18 protein-coding genes are annotated in these 22,742 nt (G+C 62.0%); 16 read left to right on the top strand and 2 right to left on the bottom strand.

What is annotated here, in order from left to right; translation table 11 throughout:
- The first annotated feature begins 66 nt into the window (after positions 1-66).
- Complete coding sequence (locus DCO47_RS01520) at positions 67-2,040, top strand: alkyl/aryl-sulfatase (protein WP_116657285.1); 1,974 nt, start codon at positions 67-69, stop codon at positions 2,038-2,040.
- A 336-nt stretch (positions 2,041-2,376) separates the two neighbouring features.
- Here DCO47_RS01520 and DCO47_RS01515 read toward each other — a convergent pair whose 3' ends face one another.
- Positions 2,377-3,228 (bottom strand): helix-turn-helix domain-containing protein, encoded by an 852-nt coding sequence (locus DCO47_RS01515; RefSeq protein WP_116657284.1) that lies wholly within the window; start codon positions 3,226-3,228, stop codon positions 2,377-2,379.
- A gap of 97 nt (positions 3,229-3,325) precedes the next feature.
- Here DCO47_RS01515 and DCO47_RS01510 point away from each other — a divergent pair, with 97 nt between their 5' ends.
- Positions 3,326-4,246, top strand: a complete 921-nt coding sequence (locus DCO47_RS01510) for a LysR family transcriptional regulator (protein ID WP_064363974.1) — start codon at positions 3,326-3,328, stop codon at positions 4,244-4,246.
- Positions 4,247-4,265: 19 nt separating this feature from the next.
- A complete protein-coding gene (locus DCO47_RS01505) occupies positions 4,266-5,285 on the top strand; it encodes an AraC family transcriptional regulator (protein ID WP_065615049.1) in 1,020 nt (339 codons plus the stop codon).
- Positions 5,286-5,400: 115 nt separating this feature from the next.
- Here the strand turns inward: DCO47_RS01505 and DCO47_RS01500 are convergent, their stop codons facing one another.
- Positions 5,401-7,098, bottom strand: a complete 1,698-nt coding sequence (locus DCO47_RS01500) for a sulfatase-like hydrolase/transferase (RefSeq protein WP_116657283.1) — start codon at positions 7,096-7,098, stop codon at positions 5,401-5,403.
- Between the two features lie 390 nt (positions 7,099-7,488).
- Between DCO47_RS01500 and DCO47_RS01495 the strand changes: the two genes are divergently transcribed.
- From DCO47_RS01495 to DCO47_RS01435, 13 genes are read left to right on the top strand one after another with little or no spacing between them, the layout of a single operon-like run.
- Positions 7,489-8,841, top strand: a complete 1,353-nt coding sequence (locus tag DCO47_RS01495; RefSeq protein WP_064363971.1) for a UDP-glucose/GDP-mannose dehydrogenase family protein — start codon at positions 7,489-7,491, stop codon at positions 8,839-8,841.
- Entirely contained in the window at positions 8,838-9,872 is a 1,035-nt protein-coding gene (locus DCO47_RS01490; protein WP_064363970.1) for an NAD-dependent epimerase, read from the top strand. The genes DCO47_RS01495 and DCO47_RS01490 overlap by 4 nt, the downstream gene beginning before the upstream one ends.
- A 14-nt stretch (positions 9,873-9,886) precedes the next feature.
- Positions 9,887-10,633, top strand: a complete 747-nt coding sequence (locus DCO47_RS01485; protein WP_042609497.1) for a sugar transferase — start codon at positions 9,887-9,889, stop codon at positions 10,631-10,633.
- Positions 10,633-11,280, top strand: a complete 648-nt coding sequence (locus tag DCO47_RS01480) for a CpsD/CapB family tyrosine-protein kinase (RefSeq protein ID WP_042609496.1) — start codon at positions 10,633-10,635, stop codon at positions 11,278-11,280. The genes DCO47_RS01485 and DCO47_RS01480 overlap by 1 nt, the downstream gene beginning before the upstream one ends.
- Before the next feature lie 21 nt (positions 11,281-11,301).
- Entirely contained in the window at positions 11,302-12,324 is a 1,023-nt protein-coding gene (locus tag DCO47_RS01475; protein ID WP_041478599.1) for a polysaccharide biosynthesis/export family protein, read from the top strand.
- A gap of 16 nt (positions 12,325-12,340) precedes the next feature.
- Positions 12,341-13,933 (top strand): Wzz/FepE/Etk N-terminal domain-containing protein, encoded by a 1,593-nt coding sequence (locus tag DCO47_RS01470; protein WP_064363968.1) that lies wholly within the window; start codon positions 12,341-12,343, stop codon positions 13,931-13,933.
- Positions 13,930-15,021 carry a glycosyltransferase family 4 protein gene (locus DCO47_RS01465; RefSeq protein ID WP_083353132.1) on the top strand — a complete coding sequence of 364 codons (1,092 nt, stop codon included), beginning with the start codon at positions 13,930-13,932 and terminating at the stop codon, positions 15,019-15,021. The genes DCO47_RS01470 and DCO47_RS01465 overlap by 4 nt, the downstream gene beginning before the upstream one ends.
- Positions 15,018-16,388, top strand: a complete 1,371-nt coding sequence (locus DCO47_RS01460) for an O-antigen ligase (protein ID WP_083353133.1) — start codon at positions 15,018-15,020, stop codon at positions 16,386-16,388. Before DCO47_RS01465 ends, DCO47_RS01460 begins: the two co-directional genes overlap by 4 nt.
- Complete coding sequence (locus DCO47_RS01455) at positions 16,385-17,353, top strand: glycosyltransferase family 2 protein (protein WP_065615046.1); 969 nt, start codon at positions 16,385-16,387, stop codon at positions 17,351-17,353. The genes DCO47_RS01460 and DCO47_RS01455 overlap by 4 nt, the downstream gene beginning before the upstream one ends.
- Positions 17,346-18,482 carry a glycosyltransferase family 2 protein gene (locus tag DCO47_RS01450; RefSeq protein WP_064363964.1) on the top strand — a complete coding sequence of 379 codons (1,137 nt, stop codon included), beginning with the start codon at positions 17,346-17,348 and terminating at the stop codon, positions 18,480-18,482. Before DCO47_RS01455 ends, DCO47_RS01450 begins: the two co-directional genes overlap by 8 nt.
- 13 nt (positions 18,483-18,495) lie before the next feature.
- Positions 18,496-19,497, top strand: a complete 1,002-nt coding sequence (locus DCO47_RS01445; protein WP_116657282.1) for a polysaccharide deacetylase family protein — start codon at positions 18,496-18,498, stop codon at positions 19,495-19,497.
- The gene (locus DCO47_RS01440; protein ID WP_083353134.1) at positions 19,494-20,798 is read left to right on the top strand and encodes an oligosaccharide flippase family protein; all 1,305 of its coding nucleotides are present in this window, start codon (positions 19,494-19,496) and stop codon (positions 20,796-20,798) included. The genes DCO47_RS01445 and DCO47_RS01440 overlap by 4 nt, the downstream gene beginning before the upstream one ends.
- The gene (locus DCO47_RS01435) at positions 20,795-22,714 is read left to right on the top strand and encodes a hypothetical protein (RefSeq protein WP_116657281.1); all 1,920 of its coding nucleotides are present in this window, start codon (positions 20,795-20,797) and stop codon (positions 22,712-22,714) included. The genes DCO47_RS01440 and DCO47_RS01435 overlap by 4 nt, the downstream gene beginning before the upstream one ends.
- Positions 22,715-22,742: the final 28 nt, after the last annotated feature.

The following is a 22,742-nucleotide window of genomic DNA, read 5'->3' as shown; positions in this document are numbered from 1 at the left end:
CCAACCTTGCGCCGCATCCTACGCTGCCGGTTGTTCGGCCATAACGATAAAAAACCGGAGACACCCATGCCCCGTTTCATCCTGAGCCCGCGTGGCCTGCTGACCTGCCTGATCACCACTTGCCTGAGCCAGCCGTTGCTCGCTGCTGACGGTCCGGTGGCGCCGAGCGTGCAAACCGCCGCAAGCAACGCTGCCGTGCTGCAAACCCTGCCTTTCAGCGACCGCACCGATTTCGAATCCGTCAGCAAAGGTTTGATCGCGCCGTTCAAGGGCCAGATCAAAGACGCGGCTGGCAAAGTCATCTGGAACGTCAACGCCTATGACTTCCTCGCTGAGGACAAGGCGCCGGAATCGGTCAATCCGAGCCTGTGGCGACTAGCCCGACTCAACGCCCACGCCGGTCTGTTCGAGGTCAGCCCCAAGCTGTATCAAGTGCGCGGCCTCGACCTGGCCAACATGACCATCATCGAAGGTGACGAAGGGCTGATCATCATCGATCCGCTGACCATCGCCGAAACCGCCAGGGCTGCGCTGGATCTCTACTACGCCAACCGACCGCGCAAACCGGTCGTTGCGGTGATCTACAGTCACACTCATGTCGATCACTTCGGCGGGGTGCGCGGGGTGATCGATGAGGCCGACGTCAAGGCCGGCAAGGTCAAGGTTTATGCGCCGGTCGGTTTCATGGAACACGTGATGAGCGAGAACGTCATGGCCGGCAATGCCATGAGCCGCCGCGCGCAGTACCAGTTCGGCAGTCTGTTGCCGCGCAGTGAAAAAGGTCAGGTCGACGCTGGCCTTGGCAAGAGCGCGCCCAGCGGCGGCACGGTCACGCTGATCGCGCCCACCGACCTGATCGCCGAGCCGCTGGAAACTCGCACCATCGCTGGCCTGCAAGTTGAATTTCAACTGACCCCGGGCACCGAAGCGCCGGCGGAGATGAACCTGTATCTCCCCGAGTTGAAAGCCTTGTGCATGGCCGAGAACGCCACGCAGATGATGCACAACATCCTCACTCCGCGCGGCGCGCAAGTGCGTGATGCCAAGGCCTGGTCGCAATACCTCGATGACAGCCTGGCGCGCTATGGTGACAAAGCCGACGTGCTGTTCGCTCAGCACAACTGGCCGACCTGGGGCGGCGAGCGAATTCGTACTCTGCTCGCCGATCAGCGCGACATGTACGCCTTCATCAACGACCGCACCCTGCATTTGCTCAACCAGGGCCTGACGCCGCTGGAAATCGCCGAGGCGATCAAGAAACTGCCCGGCTCGCTAGATCAGAAGTGGTACACCCGCGGCTATTACGGCTCGCTGAGTTTCAATACGCGCGCGGTGTATCAGCGTTACATGGGTTTCTACGACGGCAACCCGGCCAACCTCAACCCGCTGCCGCCGGTCGATGCGGCTAAACGCTCGGTCGAGGCCATGGGCGGTGCCACGTCGGTGCTGGAGAAAATGCGCAGTGCGATGGCCAGTGCGGACTACCGTTGGGCCGCGCAGTTGGGCAATCAGCTGCTGTTCGCTGACCCGGACAATGCGGATGCACGCAAGGCTCAGGCCGAGACGCTGGAGCAGCTGGGTTATCAAAGCGAGAACGCCACCTGGCGCAACATGTACCTGACCGGGGCGATGGAACTGCGCGACGGCGTGCCGCCGCGATCAGCCAATTCCGTGTCGGCGGACATGGTGCGGGCGATGAGTCCGGAAATGTTCTTCGACTACCTCGCGGTACGCCTGGACAGCGACAAAGCCGTGGCCAATGACCTGACGCTGAACTGGACGTTCGACGACGTGCAAAGGGATTTCACCCTGACCTTGCGCAACGGCGTGCTGACTCACCGCGCCGGCCTGAATCCGGCGGCGGATGCCAGTGTCAGCCTCAGCCGCGATACGCTGGAAAAGATCAGCCTCAAGCAACTGGACTTCCCGACGGCGATGCAGAAGGGGCTGGTGAAGCTGCAGGGCAATGGTCAGAAATTCGGGCTGTTGATGGGCAGCCTGGATACATTCGGACCGCAGTTCAATATCGTCACGCCGTAAGTCAAAAGCCCCTCACCCTAGCCCTCTCCCGGAGGGAGAGGGGACCGACCGAGTTGCATGGACGAGGTACGCCGAGTTGGGATAACGAGTTGATGCAATTTTGAATAACACGCAGATCGGCTCCCATGAGTCATAAGCCCCCTTCCCGGAGGGAGAGAGGACCGACCGAGTTGCATGGACGAGGTACGCCGACTTGGGATACCGAGTTGAATTCAATTTTGAATAACACGCAGATCGGCTCCCTTTCCCCCTCGCCCCCTTTGGGGGAGAGGGCTGGGGTGAGGGGGAAAATCTTGCTGACACCCTCAAAGACGATCAAACACCTCTATCCTGCGTTCAACAGACCTGCCCAGTGTTCAGCCGAAACTGCTTCGGCGTAGTCCCGAACTGTTTGCGGAACGCGCGGATAAAGTTACTGGGCTGCCGATAGCCCAGCCGTTCGGCTATGCGCTCGATCGGCTGATCGCCCGCCGTCAGCCAGTGGCTCGCCATTGTCAGATTGTCCTGGCGCGCAGGTGCGCTGGCTTCAGCGTGCCAGTGGCGCAGCACGCTTTGGTGCAAAAACGGATTGGCGCCAGGCAAGGCCTGATCGAGACATGAGCGCGGCAATGTCAGGCGCAGGTGCTCGCCCTGCTCCACCGCAACACCAATTTCACGCAGCAAACTCCCGGCCATTTGCGCAGCGCGCAGGCTGACATTCACAAACAAATCTCCCGGCGCCCTGCCTGACCGCCGGGCAATATTGCGCACCAGCGTCACGGCCGCCGCGTCCAGAGCGAAATGATGGAGCGGCCCCTGCAGCGAACTCAGGCGCAAATGAGCAACGTCGCCTGCCTCGACCAACTCCACCGCGACGTAGTTGATAACCCGTGGCAAGCAGTCGATGAAGCACTTCAGACTGGCGCGCAAGGTCACCGCCGAGTCGAGGAGAATATTCAGTCCTTGCAGGCAATCGGTCGCCATCCCGTCGGCCAGTTCACAGCCGAACGTCGGCGCCACCCCCGCCCACTCACACTCACGCCACAACTGTTCAACCGATCGTGCGGCGATCAATTGATGCGCCCCAGCGAGCACTGACGGGCAAATCCCGGCGCGCGCCATCAAGTGTTGCGGGCACAGTCCGGACTGCCGAGCATGAGCGAGAATCGTGCGGACAAAAGCGCTGGAAGCGAACACAGGCTGGGACATGAAGGCGTGCCATGGAAGACCAGGCGTGTACTTATGCCAGCGGACGTGCTATCGATCCAATGCATTAAAAGTATCCGCAAAATGCAGGAGACGCATGATGGACCTTCGCCAGCTTCGCCACCTGGTCGCCCTCGCAGACTGTCGCAATTTCGGCCGCGCCGCCGAGGCGATCAACTTGAGCCAACCGGCGTTCAGCCGCAGCATCCAGACGCTGGAGCGCGACCTCGATTGCGCGCTGGTCGAGCGCAGCAGCCGTGAATTCCGCCTGACCGGGCAAGGTGAATTGGTGCTGCAGCACGCGCGGCGCCTGCTCGCCGGCAGTCAGGCACTGCACAATGAATTGACGCAATACAACGGCCTCACCGGCGGCGAACTGCAATTCGGTTGCGGCCCGTATCCGGCGCAAGTGCTGGTGCCCGAAGCGCTGGCCGATTTCATTCAGGCGCATCCGGCGATTCGCACGCGCTTTCACCAAGGCGACTGGCAGCAACTGTCGCTGTGGTTGCGCGAACAGCAGATCGAGTTTTTCGTCGCGGACGCGCGGCACTTCGTCAGTGATCCGCAGTATCAGGTGCACCAGCTGCGCAGGCGGCCGGGACGGTTTTTCTGTCGCGCCGGGCATCCGCTGGTTGCGCAGGCAGACCTGCAATTGCGCGCCCTGCTCGATTACCCGATCGTCGGCACGCGCATTCCACCGATGATCCGCAAGGTGCTCGCCGATATCCTCGGTGAGTCCGACTTCACGCCGAGCGTGGAGTGTGCACAATTCGACGCCATCCAGCGTGTGGTCCTGCGCTCTGATGCCGTGGGTCTGGCGACGCTTGAGGCTTTGCGTGAACAGCTCGACGAGGGCCTGATCGAGTTGCTCGATTTTGTCGACGTACCGCACGACGAGGCGGCACTGCAATTGGGTTACGGCATCGTCAGCCGCGCCGGCTATACCCTGACACCTGCCGCGCGGGCGATGATCGAGGCGATCCTTAGCGTCGATCAACGTTTGCTGACCGCCAATCGATGACCGCAAGAGCCTGCGCACGATGAGCAAATTCACGCCGTTCGCCGCCAATGCCTTTTACGCGCCGACCCTGTTGCCGGCCATTGAAGAATTGCTCGCGCGCGGCATTACCCAAGGCGCAATCGAAGCCCAACTGCGCCGCAGCCTGTCTGATCTGCGCACGCCGTTCATGCGCATGCCGCTGCTGATGTCGCGGCGCTTCTGGTCGTTTGCCGTGGAGCAGAGCGGAGATCCGTCGATCGGTCTGGCGGCGGGTGAACGCTTTGTTTCGACCGCCACCAACGGTTTGACCTATCTGTTCGATGTCGCCGTGTCGCTGCAACGTGCCTGCGAGTTTTTCGCCGAGTATTTTGCGTTTTTCAACGGGTATTTGCGCATGGAGATCATGCGTGAACACCGTGGGGTCACGCTGCGTCTGCTCGAGACGGGCAGTCTCGGTGCTCCGGCAGCGCTGACCGATTACATCCTTGTCAGCCTGTGCAGCCTGGTGCGACGCAAGTTGCTCGCCAGCGGTTTGAAGGGTGACCCGGTGCTGGGTGTGGCGCTGGTGTCGGCAAGCCGCGAACAACACGAAACAGCGTTCCGCGCCCCGGTGAGCGCAGAGCAGCCATGCGCGGCGATTCAACTGGATCCGCAGCTGTTCGCAATGCCGTTGACGCCGGGCAATCCGGCGCTGGAAGCAACCTTGATCGATTTGCTGGAGCAGACCCGCCGTCACAGTGAACCGACCTTGCTGGAACAGCTCAGCGATTACCTGATCGAGGATCTGGCGACGGCGCACTGGCAGCAATTCTGCGCAACGCAGCATGTGCTCGAGCGCACGGCGGCACGGCGCCTGAAGGCGTTGGGCTGGACCTTCAGCGAACTGCTTGACGAGTATCGCCACTACCGGGCCGAGGACCTGTTGCAGGCCGGGGCATTGGAATTGGTGGAAGTGGCGGATCGGTTGGGTTACAGCGATGTGCAGGGATTCAACCGGGCGTGTCTGCGCTGGCTGGGGTGCGCGCCGGGGGTATATCGGGCGCGGTTCATCAAGGGTTGAGATTCTCGCTGGCTGTGCTGTTTTTGTTCGCGAGCAGGCTCGCTCCCACCTTGGAACGCCATTCCCTGTGGGAGCGAGCCTGCTCGCGAAGAGGCCCGCCCGAGTGACCTGAAACTCACTGCCCCGAAGCCACCGTGGCAGGCGCCCGCTCAGGCGTAACGATGCTGCCCAGATCAATATGCTTCCACTCAGGCTTGGCCCCCAACCGCGCATTGAAGCGGTAGTTGAAAGTGAACTCATCTGCCGTCGGGACGCTCAGCGGTTTGCCATACAGCGCTTCAATCCCCGCCAGGTCGTAACCCATCACCTGCAGCAGTGTCGGGAAAATGTTGTAGTGGCTGGAGCGGTCCTTGTTGGCCGGCAGATTCGCCGCCCAGTCCGGCGTCTGCAGCCCACTTCCCTGAATCATCACCAACGGCACCAGCCCCTCCTCTTCCACCGGGTCGCCGCCGCAATGGGTATTCAAACCCGGGTTGCCGCGTTCATGCAGATCCTGGCCATGATCGGAGGTGTAGATCAGCAGCGCGTTGCGCAGATTGGCCTGGGCAAAGACCCGGGCGAAGAACTCGCCGACACTCCACAACAGCGTGTTCTTGTAGGCGTTGCGATACAGCACCCAGTCATCCGGCTGGCCGTTGAAACCGGCACGTTCCCCGGTGTCGGCGACTTCGGTGAACTGCCCGCGTGGCAGCGTTGGTCGGTAAGCCATGAACGCGTCCGGGTATTTGTCGTGCACCGGAAAATGCGCGCCGACCTTGTTGATCACGATCAGCTCGGGACGCTCGTCGTTGAGCAATTCGATCAGCTTCGCCGCAGCCGCCATGTCGCGATCACGGACGCTGGTCTGGTCGAACTGCACAAAGCTGTCGATGTCGTTTTTCTCGGCGGCGGTCATCAGGTTCTGCAGGTTGCCGGCGGTTCGCTGGGCGTCGATGTACACCGTGCCGAGCCCGGCCTTTTTCGCGTACTGCCAGATCGACGGCTGCGTGCTGTTGATGCGCCTGTAATCGGCGCGAGTGCCGCCGTAGCGCAAGGTGACATTGGTATCTGCGCTGCAATTGGCAATGGACGCGGCGTAGCCAAAGTTGAAGACATCGACCCCGGCCGGCGCCTGCTTGAGGTTGCTGTGCACGCCGAACGGCGCGTTGATGTCGAGGTAATTGCCGGAAATGCTTTCATCGATGATCAGCACGATGTCGTGGCCGACGGCAGGCGCGGCGCGCGCCAGTGTGACCGTCTCACGCGGGCCGACAGTGTCGTGCAGCGCTTCATAGGCAAACAGATTCAAATAGGCCAAAGGCGTGTACATGATCGGCAGGCCCCGGGCGCCCTCTCCCGCACGCAAAAACAACAGAGCGCTGAGCATCAACACACCGACGATGGGCGCCGCGATCCGCAACGTGTTCGGTACGACCAGTGGATGACGCGGCTTGAGCCCGATGCCGAACAACAGCAGCAAGCCGCTGAGCACCGCGCGCAGGATCGCGTCGCGATACTGATAGGCGGCTTCCTGAATGAAGCCACCGGAATACACCAGCGAGACAAAATCGCTGTACCTCAGGTAATCCGCAGTGACCCGGGTATAGACATCGAAAAAAACCGCCGCCGCAAACATCGTTAATGCGAATGCATGTCGAACGAGAGCTTGCCTTATATAGGCAGCCAGATATAACGCTAAAGTCAGCGCCAAAAACACCGCGCCAAAAACAAGTGCATTCAAACTCCACCCGATAGCATTTAACCGCTCGAGGTAATAGTCGGAATACAACAGCAAAAAGACAACTAAAAGGAGTTCTTTGGCATATCTGAACATGGCGATACCGGGCGGGCAGAAATGGTTGGATGTCAAAGCTTTGTCGGTCAGACCCTGACACTAGCACCCACCCCTAAAAGCGCAAGAATTGACTGATAGCCGGATTGACCGTCAAAAAAACGGTGCCTCAAATCTGACACACAAAATCTGGAAACCCCTTTAAAACCAATACTTTCGACCGCTTGTCGGTTACTTTAAATCTGAACAAATCTGCAAAAAAACAACAAATTCAATCGCAGCAATGACTTGATGGCCAATCGCCAAAAAGCCCTCAAGTGTTATACCCGTGCAACATGTCATTTTGCTGACACGCTTTTCCAACCCTGCGCTATACCCCTTTAACAATCTCATCCCGTAGTTAACTTTTCTGGTTTTATTTGAGGTGCGCAGATGGACGTGAGCGTATTTGGCACTGGCTATGTCGGACTTATACAAGCCGCCGCACTTGCCGATGTCGGCCATCGGGTTTTATGCATTGATATTGATCCGAACAAGATCAAACAACTGCAACAAGCGGTGCCGCCCATCAGTGAGCCAGGCCTGTCCGCAACACTTGAAGAAAACATCAAGGCCGGGCGCCTGTCGTTCAGCACCCAGGCCAGCGATGCGGTGACTCACGCCGAGCTGATCTTCATCGCCGTCGGCACTCCGGCGGACGAGGATGGCTCCGCCGATCTCAGCCATGTGCTCAACGTCGCCCGGCAGATTGCCGGACTGATGGAAGCCGATCGCACGCTGATCATCAAATCCACCGTGCCGGTCGGTACTGCCGATCAGGTTCTGGCCGCAGCCACCAGCGAATTGCTGCAACGGGGCAAAACCGAGCTGCAGGTACGCGTGGTGTCGAACCCGGAATTCCTCAAGGAAGGCAGCGCCCTCGCCGACTGCATGCGCCCGGACCGGATCATCATCGGCACCCGCGACGACGCTGCCCGCGAGCAGATGAGCGAGCTGTACGCGCCGTTCTGCCGCAACCACGAAAAACTGATGTTCATGGACAACCGCAGCGCCGAACTGACCAAGTACGCGGCCAACGCGATGCTCGCCACCCGCATCAGTTTCATGAACGAACTGGCTAATCTCACCGAACTGCTCGGCGCCGATATCGAGGCGGTGCGCAAAGGCATCGGCTCCGATCCGCGCATCGGCTACCACTTCATTTATCCGGGCTGCGGCTTCGGTGGCTCGTGCTTTCCCAAGGACCTGCGGGCGCTGCTGCACACCGCCGAACACAACGGCATGCCGTTGAAACTGCTGCGCAGCGTCACCGACGTCAACGACAGCCAGCGGCACATCCTCTTCAGCAAATTGCGCGCGCAGTTTCCTCAGGGCCTGGCCGGCAAATCCATTGCGGTCTGGGGCCTGGCGTTCAAACCGAACACCGATGATATGCGCGAAGCCCCCAGCCGTTATCTGATGGACGCGTTGTGGGCCGAAGGCGCCAGCGTGCAGGCCTATGATCCGGAAGCCATGTCCGAATGCCGGCGCCTCTATGGCTATCGCAACGACCTGCACCTGTGCGCCACACGCGACGACACCCTCGAAGACGCCGACGCGCTGGTGATCTGCACCGAGTGGAAAAACTTCCGCGTGGTCGATTTCGAGCTGCTCGCCGAGAAGCTGCGGTCGAAGGTGATCATCGACGGCCGCAACCTCTACAACCCGGAACAAGTGGCCGCCGCCGGCCTGCATTACAGCGGTATCGGTCTGCGCCACATCGCCCCTGAAGGGCCACGGCCATGAAGATTCTGGTGACCGGTGCCGCCGGTTTCATTGGTGCCCATTGCGTCCTGCGCTTGCTGCGCGACGGGCATGCGGTGGTTGGCCTGGACAATTTCAATCACTACTACGACCCGCAACTCAAGCATGACCGCGTGCAGTGGGTGCGCGAGCAGGTTGGCGATTTTCAGCTCGCCACTGTGGATCTGGCTCACGCTTCAGCCATCGACGCATTGTTTGCCCGCGAGCAGCCGCAAGTGGTGATTCATCTGGCCGCGCAAGCCGGGGTGCGGTATTCCCTGGACAATCCACGGGCGTACCTGGACAGCAACCTCAACGGTTTCCTGAACATTCTCGAGAGCTGCCGGCATCACCCGGTCGAGCACCTGATCTACGCCTCGTCGAGTTCGGTGTACGGCGCCAACCAGCACACGCCTTACTCGGTCAAGGATGGCGTCAACCATCCGCTGTCGCTGTACGCCGCGACCAAGAAAGCCAACGAGCTGATGGCGCACAGCTACAGCCATCTATTCGGCATTCCCTGCACCGGCCTGCGCTTTTTCACCGTCTATGGGCCTTGGGGCCGGCCAGACATGTCGCCAATCCAGTTCGCCCGGGCGATCAGCGAAGGCGAGCCGCTGAAGCTGTTCAATTACGGCGAGCATCAGCGCGATTTCACCTACATCGACGACATCATCGAAAGCATTGCCCGCCTGATCAATCAGCCACCGCAGGCCAACCCGCAGTGGGATCGCGAGCAGCCCGACCCCGCCAGCAGCATGGCGCCGTGGCGCCTGTTCAACATCGGCGGGCAGCAGCCGGTCGCGCTGAAAACCTACCTCGCGCTGATGGAAAAACACCTCGACCAGAAAGCCATTGTCGAGCTGCTGCCGCTGCAACCGGGCGACGTGCTCAACACCTGCGCCGAAGCCAGCGATCTGGCCCAGGCCACCGGATTCCAGCCCCGGATAGAACTGGATGAAGGACTGGGCCGCTTCATTGCCTGGTTCCGCGACTACTACCCCACTGCCCGTGCGCCGCTTGCGGCTGAATGAATGCGGAGGACGCCATGACTGGACATGAAAAAAGTGTGTCGATTGCACAGATGCGCCCTGACAAGCGCGTCGACCCCGAACATCGCATGCGTCTCGACGCAGCGATTCATCGCCAGGGTCGCGGCTGGCTCAGCGGCCGCGATGGTGGCCGCCCATGGCAGCTGTCGCGGACCAATCGAGTGGTCGCCTGCCTCGGTGCGCTGACCATTCTGCTGCTGATCTCGCCCTTGCTGTTGGGCCTGGCGCTGGTGATCAAATTCACCAGCCCGGGGCCGGTGCTGTTCGTCCAAAAGCGCACCGGTTATCGCGGGCGCAAGTTCGGCATGTTCAAGTTTCGCACCATGGTCAGCAACGCCGAAGAACTCAAAGAGTCGCTGCGCCACCTGAACAAGCACGGGGCCGACGCCATCGACTTCAAGATCGACAAGGACCCGCGGGTCACCGGCATCGGCAGCTTTCTGCGGCGCACCAGCCTCGACGAGCTGCCGAACCTGATCAACGTGGTGACCGGCGACATGCGCCTGGTCGGCCCTCGTCCGACCTCGTTCAATGCCTACCGCTACAAGGACAATCACCTCGCGCGTCTGGCGATCTACCCCGGCATGACCGGTCTGTGGCAGATCTCCGGACGCAGCAACATCGACTTCGACCAGCGCGTTGAGTTGGACCTCAGCTACATCGCCGAGCAGAGCCTTCTGCTTGATCTGAAGATTCTGTTGAAAACCCCCTTCAAAGTATTCAGCGGCCACGGAGCAAGCTAATGGACGGTTCAACCAATAAAAGCCTGAGCATCGCCAGCCCCAGCGAATCGAATCTGACGTCGACCGTGCTGGATCTCGATCTGCGGATCCTGTTCCTGACCGCCGCCAATCCCGGCGCCGGCACCACCACCAGCGCGCTGGCACTGGCCAGTCAACTGGCGCAGATGAGCAGCGGCCAGGTGCTGCTGGTCGATGCCAGCCAGTCGGCGGACAACCTCACCCAGCAGATGAACCTCGGCAAGGAGCGCGGCCTGCGCGACCTGCTGTTCAACCCGGACAACCCGCCGTTGTTGCAGGACTGCGTGGTGCAGGTGTCGAGCCTGCCCTTCCATGTGCTGCCCAACGGCCGGCCGATCCGCACGCTGGAGCATCTGACTGCCGAGCGCCTGAGCCCGTTGCTCGACCAGTTGGGCAGCCAGTACCGCTTCGTGGTGATCGATGGCGACGCGGTGTACTCCGCCGCCGACACCCTGGTCATCAGCACTCAGGTCGACGGCGTGGTGTTTGTCGTCCGCGCTGAAGACACCCGCTGGGAAGTCGCCCAGGCCGCTGTGCAACGCCTGACTCAGGCCGGAGCGAACGTGGTCGGCAGCGTGTTCAACCGGCGCAAGTACTACATGCCCAAATGGCTTTACAAAAACCTGTAAGCGAACGCAAAGGATGACGCCATGAACGCCAGAATGCTTGTCCTGCTGTTGCTGCCGCTTGCGGGCTGCTCCAGCACTTCCGACACCCAGAACATGCCGGTGAATATTCTCACCGCCTCCCCGGCCAACGCCCAGGCGACCGATATGCCGAAGATCGAGCAGACCCTGCGCCCGCAGGATGTGCTGGACGTGATCTTCCATATCAGTACCAGCGGCTCGGACGCTTACCGCGTGCAATCGGGCGACCAGATCGGTCTGAACTTCACCGCCGCCAGCCAGCTCAACGGCAATCAACTGGTGCTGCCCGACGGCACCATCGAGCTGCCGGGCGCCAACACCTCGGTGAAAATCGCCGGATTGACCAGCGAAGAAGCGCGCCAGGAAATCCAGCGCGTCTATCAGCGCAAACAACTCTTCCAGCCCAACCGCAACCAGCTCACCGTGCAGATCATCAGCCCTCTGAGCAATGAGCAGAACCTGAAAAGCGCGTTGAACCACCCGGCCACCGGCATGAGCCGCGAGATCACCGTCGGCACTGACGGCTACGCGAGTTTTCCGGAAATCGGCGCCGTGCCGCTGCAAGGCATGACCGTCAATCAACTGGAAACTTTCCTCAACAAAAAGTACGCGCAACTGCCGGGCCGGATGACTGTGGACGTGCTGCTCAAGTCCACCGCCGGCAACGAGATCTACGTGCTGGGTGAAGTCGCACAACCGGGCTCGTATCCGATCCGCCGGCCGGTGTCGGTGCTCGAGGCGCTGACCCTGGCGCGCGGTACCAACGTCAAGGCCCGGCTGGATTCGGTGGTGATCATGCGGCGCAACGGCAATCAGGTGAAAGCGGTGCGCTACGACGTCGAAAAAGCCCTGTCCGGCGATGCTCCGCAAATCGCTTACCTGCAACCGGACGACATGCTCTACGTGCCAAAAACCAAACTGGCCAGCGCCGGCGAACTCGCCCGCCAACTGGCTGATGTGGTGCTGTTCCAGGGCGTCGGTTTCAGCTTCGGCTACCGCGTCGACAACAAAGACAGTGACAACTAACTCACAGGTGACCGACATGAACCCAAAGGAAAACTACCTGCATGAGTTCTTCAGGATCTTCTTCGCCAACAAGCAACTGGTGAAGCGCGTGTTCCTGACCTTTGCAGTCATCGCCCTGCTCCTGCCGCTGCTGCTCAAACAGAGCTTCGACATCACCGCGCAGGTCATCGTACAGTCGAAAAAACTCTCTCAGGGTGACGCCACCACGTCGCTCACGGTGGACAATGCCACCTTCATTCCACCGTCACTGGCGGACATGGAAACCGAGAGCAACATCCTCCGCTCGCCAGCGCTGATCCGTCAGACCATCAGCGAACTGCGCGACAACGGTGAATACAGCCCGCCACCTGGGGTGTTCGCCAAGTTGCTCGGCGAACCGTTCAAGCGCTACGTCTCGACACCGCTGCGCGAGTACGTGATCAACCCGCTGCGCAACGGGCTCGGCATGGAAACCGATCCGGTGCGGGACACCACCCTCGACGCCCTGACCCAGCAAGCCGTCGACAGCCTGAAAATCGAAACCCTGCCCGGCTCCAACGTGATCTCGATCACCTACAGCTTCCCGGATCCGCGCCAAGGCACGACGTTCGTCAGCGCCCTGCTGCAGAACTATCTGGTCAGCCGTCAGGCGTTGCAATCGATCGATTTGCCGCAGTCGTTCTACGAGACCAAAAAGCACCAGTATCAGGTGCGTCTCGATGGTCTGGAAGGTAACCGCCAAGCGCTGCTGGAAAATGTCGGCGCGGCGGATCCGAAGGAAGAAATCACCTTCCGCCTCAATGCAATCAACACTGAAGAACAGGCGCTGAACCTGTATCAGGATCGCCTGCTGCAAAGCCAGCGCTGGCTCGAATATCTGAAAACCGCGCTCGCCGCCGCCAGCAGCAGCAAACTCAACGACTACACCTTTCCCTACACCTTCACCACCACCGTCGACAACGTGGCGTTCGAGGACCGGGAAATCAAACAGATGGGCGAGCAACTGACCAGTCAGGTCAGCCGCTACATGAACGATCTGGCGGTGTTCCAGCCCGGCAGCGAACCGATGCTGCTGACTCGCGAACAGATCGCCCGCACCCGTCAGCAGTTTCTCAAAGTGGTGAGCAACCGCATCCAGGAACGCACCGCCGACCTGGCCGTGGTCAAGCAGGTGATCGAGCAGAAAACCGCGCGCATCGCCGAGTTCAAGAACCGCATCCGCGACCTGCAACAGACCCAGAGCAAACTGCGTCAGATGGACACCGAGATCGATGCGCTGCACGCAGCGTTTTCGACCTATGCCCAGCGCTTTGCCGAAAGCAGCACCACGCGCTCGCTCAACGATGACCTGTCCAACGCCCGGGTACTCAGCCCACCGTTCGAACCGACCGAGGCGGCGTTCCCGAAACCGCTGCTGATCATTCCGTTCGGGCTGTTCACCGGCCTGCTGCTGGCGATCGCCTTCGTCTACGTGCGTGAGTTCTTTGATCACCGCTTCAAGCATCCGGCGCAAATCAGCCACGAGCTGGGCCTTCCGGTCCTGTTGGTGCTCAACGAAGAAACGTCGCAGCCGGGCAATCCGCACAAGAACTGGACCATGCCGAGCCTGGTTCACTGGGTGCGCAATTGAACGCGGTGTCCACCCCAATCGTCGCCCTGCCGATCATTCATTTGCTCAGCAGCGGCGGCTTCTACGGGGCCGAGCGGATGTTGCTGGATCATTGCCTGGCAACGCCGGGACAGCACCAGGTGCTGTTCCTCGATGCGCCACCAGAACTGATCGCGCGCTTTCGTGAAGCCGGGGTGGACGCCCGTGGTTGTGCCGGGCTGGGGGAGCTGTTGCGGCACTTGCGTCAGCGCCGGGGCGACAAGCCGTTGCTCAACACCCACAACTTCAAAGGGCTGCTGTTCGGCTGGGTCGGCGCCACGCTGTTGCGCCTGCCGCTGGTGATCACTCAGCACGGCTTCACGCCGCGCAGTCGCAAGCAGAAGTTCTACACCTGGTTGAGCCTGCAACTGTGCCGCACGGCGTCGGTGAAACGGGTGGTCTGCGTGGCGCAAAGCATCGCCACGCTGCACCTCCAGGCCTGCGTGCGTGCGGAGAAGTTGCAGGTGATACCCAACGGTTTACCAGCCGCGCCGGCGATGCAGCCGGTGGCAGACCGGCAACGCTGGCTGGTCGGGTACGTCGGTCGTTTGAGCAGTGAAAAAGGCCCGGACCTGTTTCTCGATGCGCTGATCGGCCTGTGTCACCAGCATCCGCAACTGGACGCGGTGATGCTCGGTGACGGCCCGGAACGCGAGGCCTTGCAGGCGCGCATCGATGCTGCCGGTTTGCAGCCGCGGATTCGCCTGCCGGGCTATCAGACGGCAATGCAAGGCTGGTGGCAGCAACTCGATGCGCTGGTGATCAGCTCGCGCACCGAGGGCACGCCGATGATTCTGCTCGAAGCGATGCAGGCCGGGGTGCCGGTGGTGGCGTTCGCGGTCGGCGGCATTCCCGATGTCCTGCAGGACCGCCACAACGGCCTGCTCGCCGCGCCGACGGATACCGCCGCCCTCGCCCGCCAGCTCGACACACTGCTGGCCGAACCGAAACTGGCAGCGCAGTTGCGCGACAACGCCAGACGTACACAACAGGAACGCTACGACCTCAAGGCTTTGGCCGAACGCTGGTCGCAGCTGTACATCCACACGGCACGGGAGACACGCGCATGATTTTCCCGCTCTCGATCGTCAGTCTGTTTGCTCTGGTCAGCTTGGGTTTGCTGGCCAGTCCCTGGCCTTATCTGGCTCCGGGAGCGGTGATTGGCCTGGTCGGTTTTACCGTCCTGTACCGCAAGCCGACCTGGGGCCTGCTCGGCATTGCCGCGCTGGTGCCGTTCGAAGGTTTCTTCAAGGACAGCTCGGTGTCGGGGAGCAAGTTGCTCGGCGCCTCGCTGGCAGTGATCGTGATGCTGCAATTGGCGCTGCACCAGATTCCGTCGCAGCGCCTGCGCAGCAATCTGTGGCACTGCCTGATCGGCTTCATGGTTGTGTATTTTCTCAGCCTGCTCAATACCGATGACATGGGCATGTCGCTGGGACACCTGCGCGAACTCAGCGTTGGTCTGGTGCTGTTTGTCATTACGTTGTTGATTGGCCGCGAACTGAACCTCGACCTGTTCGCCCGGCTGGTGACCCTCGCCGTCACCGCGACCTGCGCCATGGCGATGTTCTCGGCGAAGTTCCAGGATCAGGGGCGCGCCGCCGGCCTGCTCGAAGACCCCAACGCCTTCGCCATGCTCATCGCCTTCGCCATTCCTCTCGGACTGCTGCTGGTGATCCGCAGCCCGAACCTGCTGCACCGCCTGTTCTGGGGCGCCTGCTGCCTGCTGTTGCTGGGTGGCATGACCAAGACCGAATCACGCTCAGGCCTGGTGGTATTGGCGTTGAGCCTGCTCATCGGCATCTGGCACTACCGCGCGCAACTGACCCACATTCGTCCACGGCACCTGGGGTTCGTCATGCTCGGTGCGGCCATCGTGATTCCGCTGGCGATCTACGCCATGCCGGCCGGTTACCTGGCGCGGATCCAGTCATTGAGCATCCTCAGCGCCGGCTCCAAGGCGCAGGACGAATCCCTCGGGCGCCGTGCTTCCTACATCGTCGTCGGCAGCCAGATGATCCGCGAGCACCCGGTGCTCGGCTCCGGCCCCGGCACCTTCCCGTTGCATTACGCGACCACCGGTTACGCCAAGGCGTTTTCCGCCAACCGCAAGATCGGCGACCTGTACCGCCGCGCCCACAACACCTATCTGGAAATCTTCAGCGAACTGGGCGTGCCCGCCGGGCTGTTCTTCGTCGGCATGCTCGGGCTCGGTCTGTACAACCTGATCCGCGCGCGGGCGGCGTGGATGCTGCGCGGTGATGGACACAGGGCAGACATGATGACCCATTTGGGTGTGAGCTTTCTGTCGCTGACCCTGTTCCTGATGTTCCTCAGCGCGCCGAACCAGAAGTACGTGTGGATCATGCTGGCGCTGACCAGCGTGCTGCGCGTCAAGGCCGAGCAGGCGCCACTGACTACGGAGACGCAGGCATGAAGCGGATCAGCATCGTCATTCCGATGTACAACGAGGCGCGGCACATTGGCCGAACCCTGCTCGCCGCACAAAAAGCCGCACACGCGGCCAATGTCGAGTGCGAGCTGATCGTGGTCGACAACGGTTCGAACGACCAGGGCCCGCACATTGCCCGGCAGTTCGGCGCAACCGTGCTCAGTTTGCCGGGGCTGTTGATCGGTGCGCTGCGTAATCGCGGCACGGCGATCGCCAGCGGCGAATGGCTGGCCTTCATCGACGCCGACGTAGAAATGCCGGAAACCTGGCTGCAGCCAACGTTCGACATCGAGGCCAGTGGCCAGGCCGATGTGTTCGGCCTGGACCTGCACACGCCGGCCGAGGCGCCATGGTTCGCCACGGCCTGGCAGCGCCGCACTTCGCAGCCGTCGCACCGCGCCAGCCACAGCGTCGATTGGCTGCCCAGTTCCAACCTGCTGATGCGTCGCGCATGGTTCGACAAGGTCGGCGGTTTCAACGAGGCCCTGCGCACTGGCGAAGACAAGGAATTCACCCTGCGCTTGCACGAACAGGGCGCGCGCCTGCTGTCGGTCAACGACCTCGTCGCGCTGCATTGGGGTTACGAGATGAACTGGCGCGAATGGATGGGCAAAGAAATGTGGCGTCAGGGTAGCCATCTGCAACTGCTGCGCACCCATGGCATGAGCCTGCGCCTGCTGCGCTTCCCGATGCTGTCGTTGTTCGTCTGGCTGCTGGACTTTCTGGCGATCTCGGCGCTGCTTGACGGTTTTCCGCACCACGCGGCGCTAATGGTGACGCTGACCCTGATGCCGGGTCTGGTACTGAGCGTTCGCCAGAGTATCAAGCACCGTGATCCGGTCTTTACCCTGCAACTGTGGGGCCTGCACTGGCTGCGCCTGCATCTGGCCGGCGCCGCTTTCATCCTGAGTCTGTGTCAGTGGAACGCAAGGAGGCCTGCCCGTGGCTGAATTCATTTTCTGGATGTGCCTGTTGCTGCCGGTCTACGCCTACGTCGGCTACCCGCTGTTGCTGACGATCCTCGCGCCGCTGTTTCCGGCGTGGCGACACACGCCGGCACCGCCGCTGAACGTCAGCATCGTCATCGCTGCGCATAACGAGGCGCGGCATATCGAGCACAAGTTGCGCACGCTGCTGGCCCAGGATTATCAACCGGCGACGCTGCAGATCATCCTCGCCAGCGACGGCTCGACGGACGACACCGTGGCCTGCGCGCACAAAGTGATTGATCCGCGCATCACCGTCCTCGACCTGCCGCGTCAGGGCAAAGCCGCCACGTTGAATGCCGGCGCGGCCCTGAGCAGCGGCGACATTCTGGTGTTCACCGATGCCGACAACCAATGGTCGCGCGATACCCTCGGCCACTTGCTCGCGCCGCTGAGCGATCCGCAGGTCGGCGCCTGCGCCGGGCACATGGTGATACCAGTCACCGGTGGCGGCCTGAGCATCGGCGACAGTCTGTATCGGCATTACGAAGGCTGGTTGCGCCGGGTCGAGAATCGCACCGGCTGCATGGTCTCCGCCGACGGCGCCCTGCTCGCCTTGCGCCGCGAACTGTTCCAGAACGTGCCGGCCGAAGTCAACGACGACTTCTTTATCAGCACCTGCGCACCGGTGGCCGGCAAGCGCATCGTCTACGTGCCCGAAGCGCAAGTGATCGACCATGGCGTCGACGAGGCGGACAAACAGTTTCGCCGCCGGCAGCGCGTCACCGTCGGCGGCCTGCAAAGCCTGGCCCAGCGCCGCGAGCTGCTCAATCCGCTCAAGCATGGCCTGTATTCCCTGGCGTTGATCAGCCACAAACTGATCCGCCGCCTGGCGCCGGTGCTGCTGCTGCCGTTGCTGCTGAGCAATTGCTGGCTGTGGGAAGAACACGGCTTCTATCGCCTGAGCCTGATCGCGCAACTGTTCGGCTACAGCGTGGCGATTGCCGGGCTGCTGGATGGGCAACACCGCTTGCCGAAACCGTTCCGCCTCGCCGCGTTTCTGCTGGTCACCCTCGCCGGGATGAGTCTTGGCCTGTGGCAGTTCCTGCGTGGCCAGCGGTATGCCCAGTGGAATCCGGAACAGAACCGTTAAGAGGACCGAAGCCATGGCGATCAAACAACTGATAAAAAGCACCAGTGGCTGGCTCTATCTCAACTCCCCGGTGGGTCGTCAGCAGTTGCAGGGCGCCGGGGTGATTCTGATGCTGCACCGCGTGCTGTCGAATGACCGCGCCGCCGACCTGCCGCACCGCAATGAATTGTGCGTCGGGCCCAAGGCGTTCGAGCATTTGCTGGTGTGGCTGCGCAAGCATTTCGACTGCGTGCCGCTGATGGAAATCCTCCAGCCCAACGCTTTGCGCAGCGAACGCCCGCGCGTGGCGCTGACCTTCGACGATGGCTGGCGCGACAACGCGGTCAACGCGTTTGCACTGCTGCAAAAACATCAAGTGCCAGCGAGCATTTTCCTCTCCACCGATTTCATCGGCAATCGCCAACGGTTCTGGTGGGAAAGCCTCGGCGAAACCCTCTGGGGCAGCCACGGTGAAAAGGCGCGCATGCACCTGATTGAATGCCTGCACGCGTGCAAACATCCGCTACCAGTGCTGCTCGATGACATCGATGTCGAGCGCCGCAGTCTGGCGTTGCTGCATTACCTGCAAGGGCTGAAAAGCCTGGCGCCGCAGGAGCTGGAACAGCTCACCGACGAATGCCCGAAAGACGCTCTGCCACAGGCACTGGACTGGCATCAGGTGCGTGCGATGGAAGCCTCCGGTCTGGTGCGTTTCGGCCCGCACGGCGCCAGCCACGCGATCCTCACCGGCCTCGACGACGTGCGCCTGAGCGAAGAAATCCGCCGCAGCCGCGACGCCTTGAACAACGGCTGCAACCGACCGTTGCCGGTTTACTGCTACCCCAACGGCGACAACGATGAACGCGTGCGCCAGCAGGTCGCCGATCATGATTACCCGTTTGCGCTGGGCACCGGCACCGGGATCTATCGCGGCGACGGCGACCCGTTGAACCTGCCGCGTTTCGGCGTCAGCCAGCGCACCGCCCGCCATCCGCAATTGCTGTCGTGGCGGATCTACCGGGGAGCGCGGCCATGAGCCGAGGCAACTACCTCAAGCACCTGGCGCTAAGCATGGGCACCAAACTGGCGATGATCGCCCTGCGTTTGCTGCGCAACGTGTTGCTCGCGCGGATTCTCGGGCCCAGCGAACGCGGCTTGTTCGCCCTGCTCAGCACTTTGCCGGATCTGATCAGCGCCGCCACCAGCGGCGGATTGAATACGGCGGTCGGTTATCAGGCGGCGAAGCAGCGGCCGATGGGTTTGCTGCTCAGCCAGGTGCTGGTGTTCGGTTGCCTGTTGGCCGGTTTGCTGACATTGCTGGTGGTCGCGCTGGTACGCGAATTCGGCGCGCAGCTGGACGTGACCGTGCAACTGGGCCTGCTCGCCTGGCTGTTGCTTTTGGCGGTGCCGTTGACCGTGTTGAAAAGCGGCCTGCTGACACTGCACAACGCCTCGGGTGGCGTGGTCGCGTTCAACGTCTTGCGGCTGATCGAATCGCTGGCGCCGCTGTTGCTGTTCGTCGCGCTGTTCTGGATGTGGCAGAGCGCAGCGCTGGAGGCGGCGCTGATCAGCTGGCTGGCAGGTATCAGTCTGGTGGTGCTCGCCGGTTGGGTCTGGCTGAAGCGGGCGCAGCCCTTGCAGCTGCAATGGGATCGCGCCAGCCAGAACGAACTGCTGCGCTTCAGTGCGCGCAGCCATCCCGATCTGCTGTTTCAGCAAGTGATTCTGCGCTCCGATTACCTGTTCATCGGCGCCCTGCTCGGCAGCACCGCGCTGGGCCATTACGCCATGGCGAGCGCTGCTGCCGAATTGCTGCTGATCGTCCCCGAAGCGGTGACCACACCCTTGATGAAGCGCCTGCTGCAACAGGATGAAGGCATGGACAAGGTCACTCCGCTGGCATTGCGCCTGACCGCAACGGTAATGCTCGGCGCCTGCCTGAGCATGGCCGTGATCGGCGAATGGTTGATCGTTACTCTGTTTGGCGCTGCCTACCAGCCGGCATATCCGGCGCTGCTGGCGTTGCTGCCGGGCCTGCTGGGCCTGTGCTACGCGAGCATTCTGCGCCTGGACTTGCTGGGCAAGAATCGCCCCGGCACGGTGTCGTTGTTGATGGGCCTGGGCGCGCTGCTCAATCTGGCGTTGAACCTGATATTGATTCCGGCCTACGGCATTGTCGGCGCCGCTGCCGCCTCATCGATCGCCTATCTGGCAGTGACCGTGGCCATGCTCGTGCTGTATTGCCGTTTGAGCGGCGTGCCGTTCTGGCAAACCCTGATCATCCTGCCCCGCGACGTGCTGCCGATGTGGTCGATGCTGCAGAGGAAGCCGGCATGAAAGGCTGGTACCTGCTGTTCGGACTCGGCTTGTCGCTGGACGCTTTGGCGGCGTCGATGCGCTGGGGCGAGATTCGTGACGGCAGTCTGTTTCTGCAAACCGATCAGCCCGACAGCGTGACCGTGCGCTGGAACCCGGCGTGGCAAGCGGATGCCAATGAAGAGCAGCTCTACCTGCTCGATGGTCGCGGCAAATTGCTCGGCGAACGCTTGATCAAGGCCAGCGAAACCCGTGGCAGTCAGCGCTGGCCGCTGCTGCCCGGTGCGGCGAGTTATCGGCTGGAAATTCCTGGCTACAGCTTCCGCCACTACCGCATCGAACACGATGAGCGCACCGTCGCCTTGTTTGCCCCGGCCAAAGTGCACTTCAGTGCCGAAAGCAAGAATGGCGACGTGCTGTATTTCAAAGTTGCGGCCGGTGAGCACGCGGTGCTCGCCGGCAAATTCCATGGCGGCGTCACCGCACTGCAGGCGCAGCAGGTCGGCGACCACCAGGCACTGACCCTCGCATTGAAACCCTATCGCGCCTATTGGCAGTTCGATCAGGTTGCGTTGCCGGTCAGCCCGCGCGAGCAGGTCTGGCGCCTGCAACTGCAAGGCAGCGGCAAAGCGGCGTTCTGGCTCGATGGTACGGCCAATCTGTTTGCGCAGAATCCGCAGCAACTGCAACCGCTGCGCGAAGAGGTCGGAGATGTGCGGCTGGTACTGCATGACAAAGTCCTTGGACGCACGCCGGATCTTGGCATCGCTCTGCCCTACGTGATGCCGCCAGCGGCCAGCCATGCGCTGCTCGATGCGCTGAAGCCGACGGCGGCGAGCTATTACAGTTTTGTCGACGTCACCGCGCAGAATCCGCAGTTCGAGGACGCATTCCGCCGGGTCTATCAGCAGCGCTTCGGCATTCGCAACGACATCACCCTGCTGGCTGGCAGTCAGCGCCAGGCCGATCTGCGCGCCGACGTGCAGAGCAACAGCGGCCTCGACGCCTGGCTGGCGAGCACCCGCGCCCTCGGCGGCAACGGCACGCATTACATCGGCTTTGCCGACGAGCCCAATCTCAACTACTCCAGCTATGGGCAGTATCAGGCGATTTTCGCCAGCATGGCCCGTCAGGTGCGCAGCGACCCGGCGAATGCCCGCGCCGGTGTACGCATCGCCATGCCAGCCAGCTCGCGACTGGTCAACGGCCCGTTCGCCGATAACGCGGCGGACAAGCGCGGGATCGATTGGGCGCGGCGCCTGCTCAGCGAGTCAGCCGACCAGATCGATGCACTGGCCTGGCATGAATGGATGATTCGCGATCTGCTCGCCACCCGTGTCTACCGCGACAGTGTGCGGCGCGCCGCCGAACTGGTCGGCCTCGACGCCAATGGTCAGCCGCGCAAGGCCTTGCTCCTCGATCAGACCAACTTGTCCAGCGGCTCCAGCCTCAGCCCCTACGATCAGGAAACCCATTACACCTCGCTGTGGTGGGCGTCGGTGGTGATCAACGCCTCGCAGGACGGTTTGCTGAGCATGCTCAACTGGTTTCAGGCCGCCGATGAGCCGCAATACCCCAAAGGCATGTTGCGCGTATTGGGCGAGGATCGCTTCGAGCTGAAACCGGTCGGTCTGGCCCAGCAATTCATCGCCCGCCACTGGCTGCGGCAAGTGCTGCAATTGGACAACGACGCCTTCGAGGTGGATGTGCTGGCGATGGCCGGCGACGAGCAGCGCACGTTGCTCGGAGTGAACAAAGGAACGCGCCTGCAACGCGTCGATCTGAGCGGCGCCCGCTGCCCGTTGAACCATGGCGCGCTGCGGTACTTCGGCGCCGACAATCGCAGCCGCGACGCACCGTTTGCCTGCGACAACGGGCGCGTGCGTTTCGAACTGCCGGGACAAACCCTGTTTGCCCTGAGCTGGAGCGCTTCATGAGCCGCCCTTCGATGCTCTGCCGCGCGGG

The sequence above is a fragment of the Pseudomonas sp. NDM genome (genome assembly GCF_003105095.1).
In the GTDB taxonomy this organism is placed as follows: domain Bacteria; phylum Pseudomonadota; class Gammaproteobacteria; order Pseudomonadales; family Pseudomonadaceae; genus Aquipseudomonas; species Aquipseudomonas moraviensis_A.
This window is presented reverse-complemented; position numbering and strand designations above follow the sequence as displayed.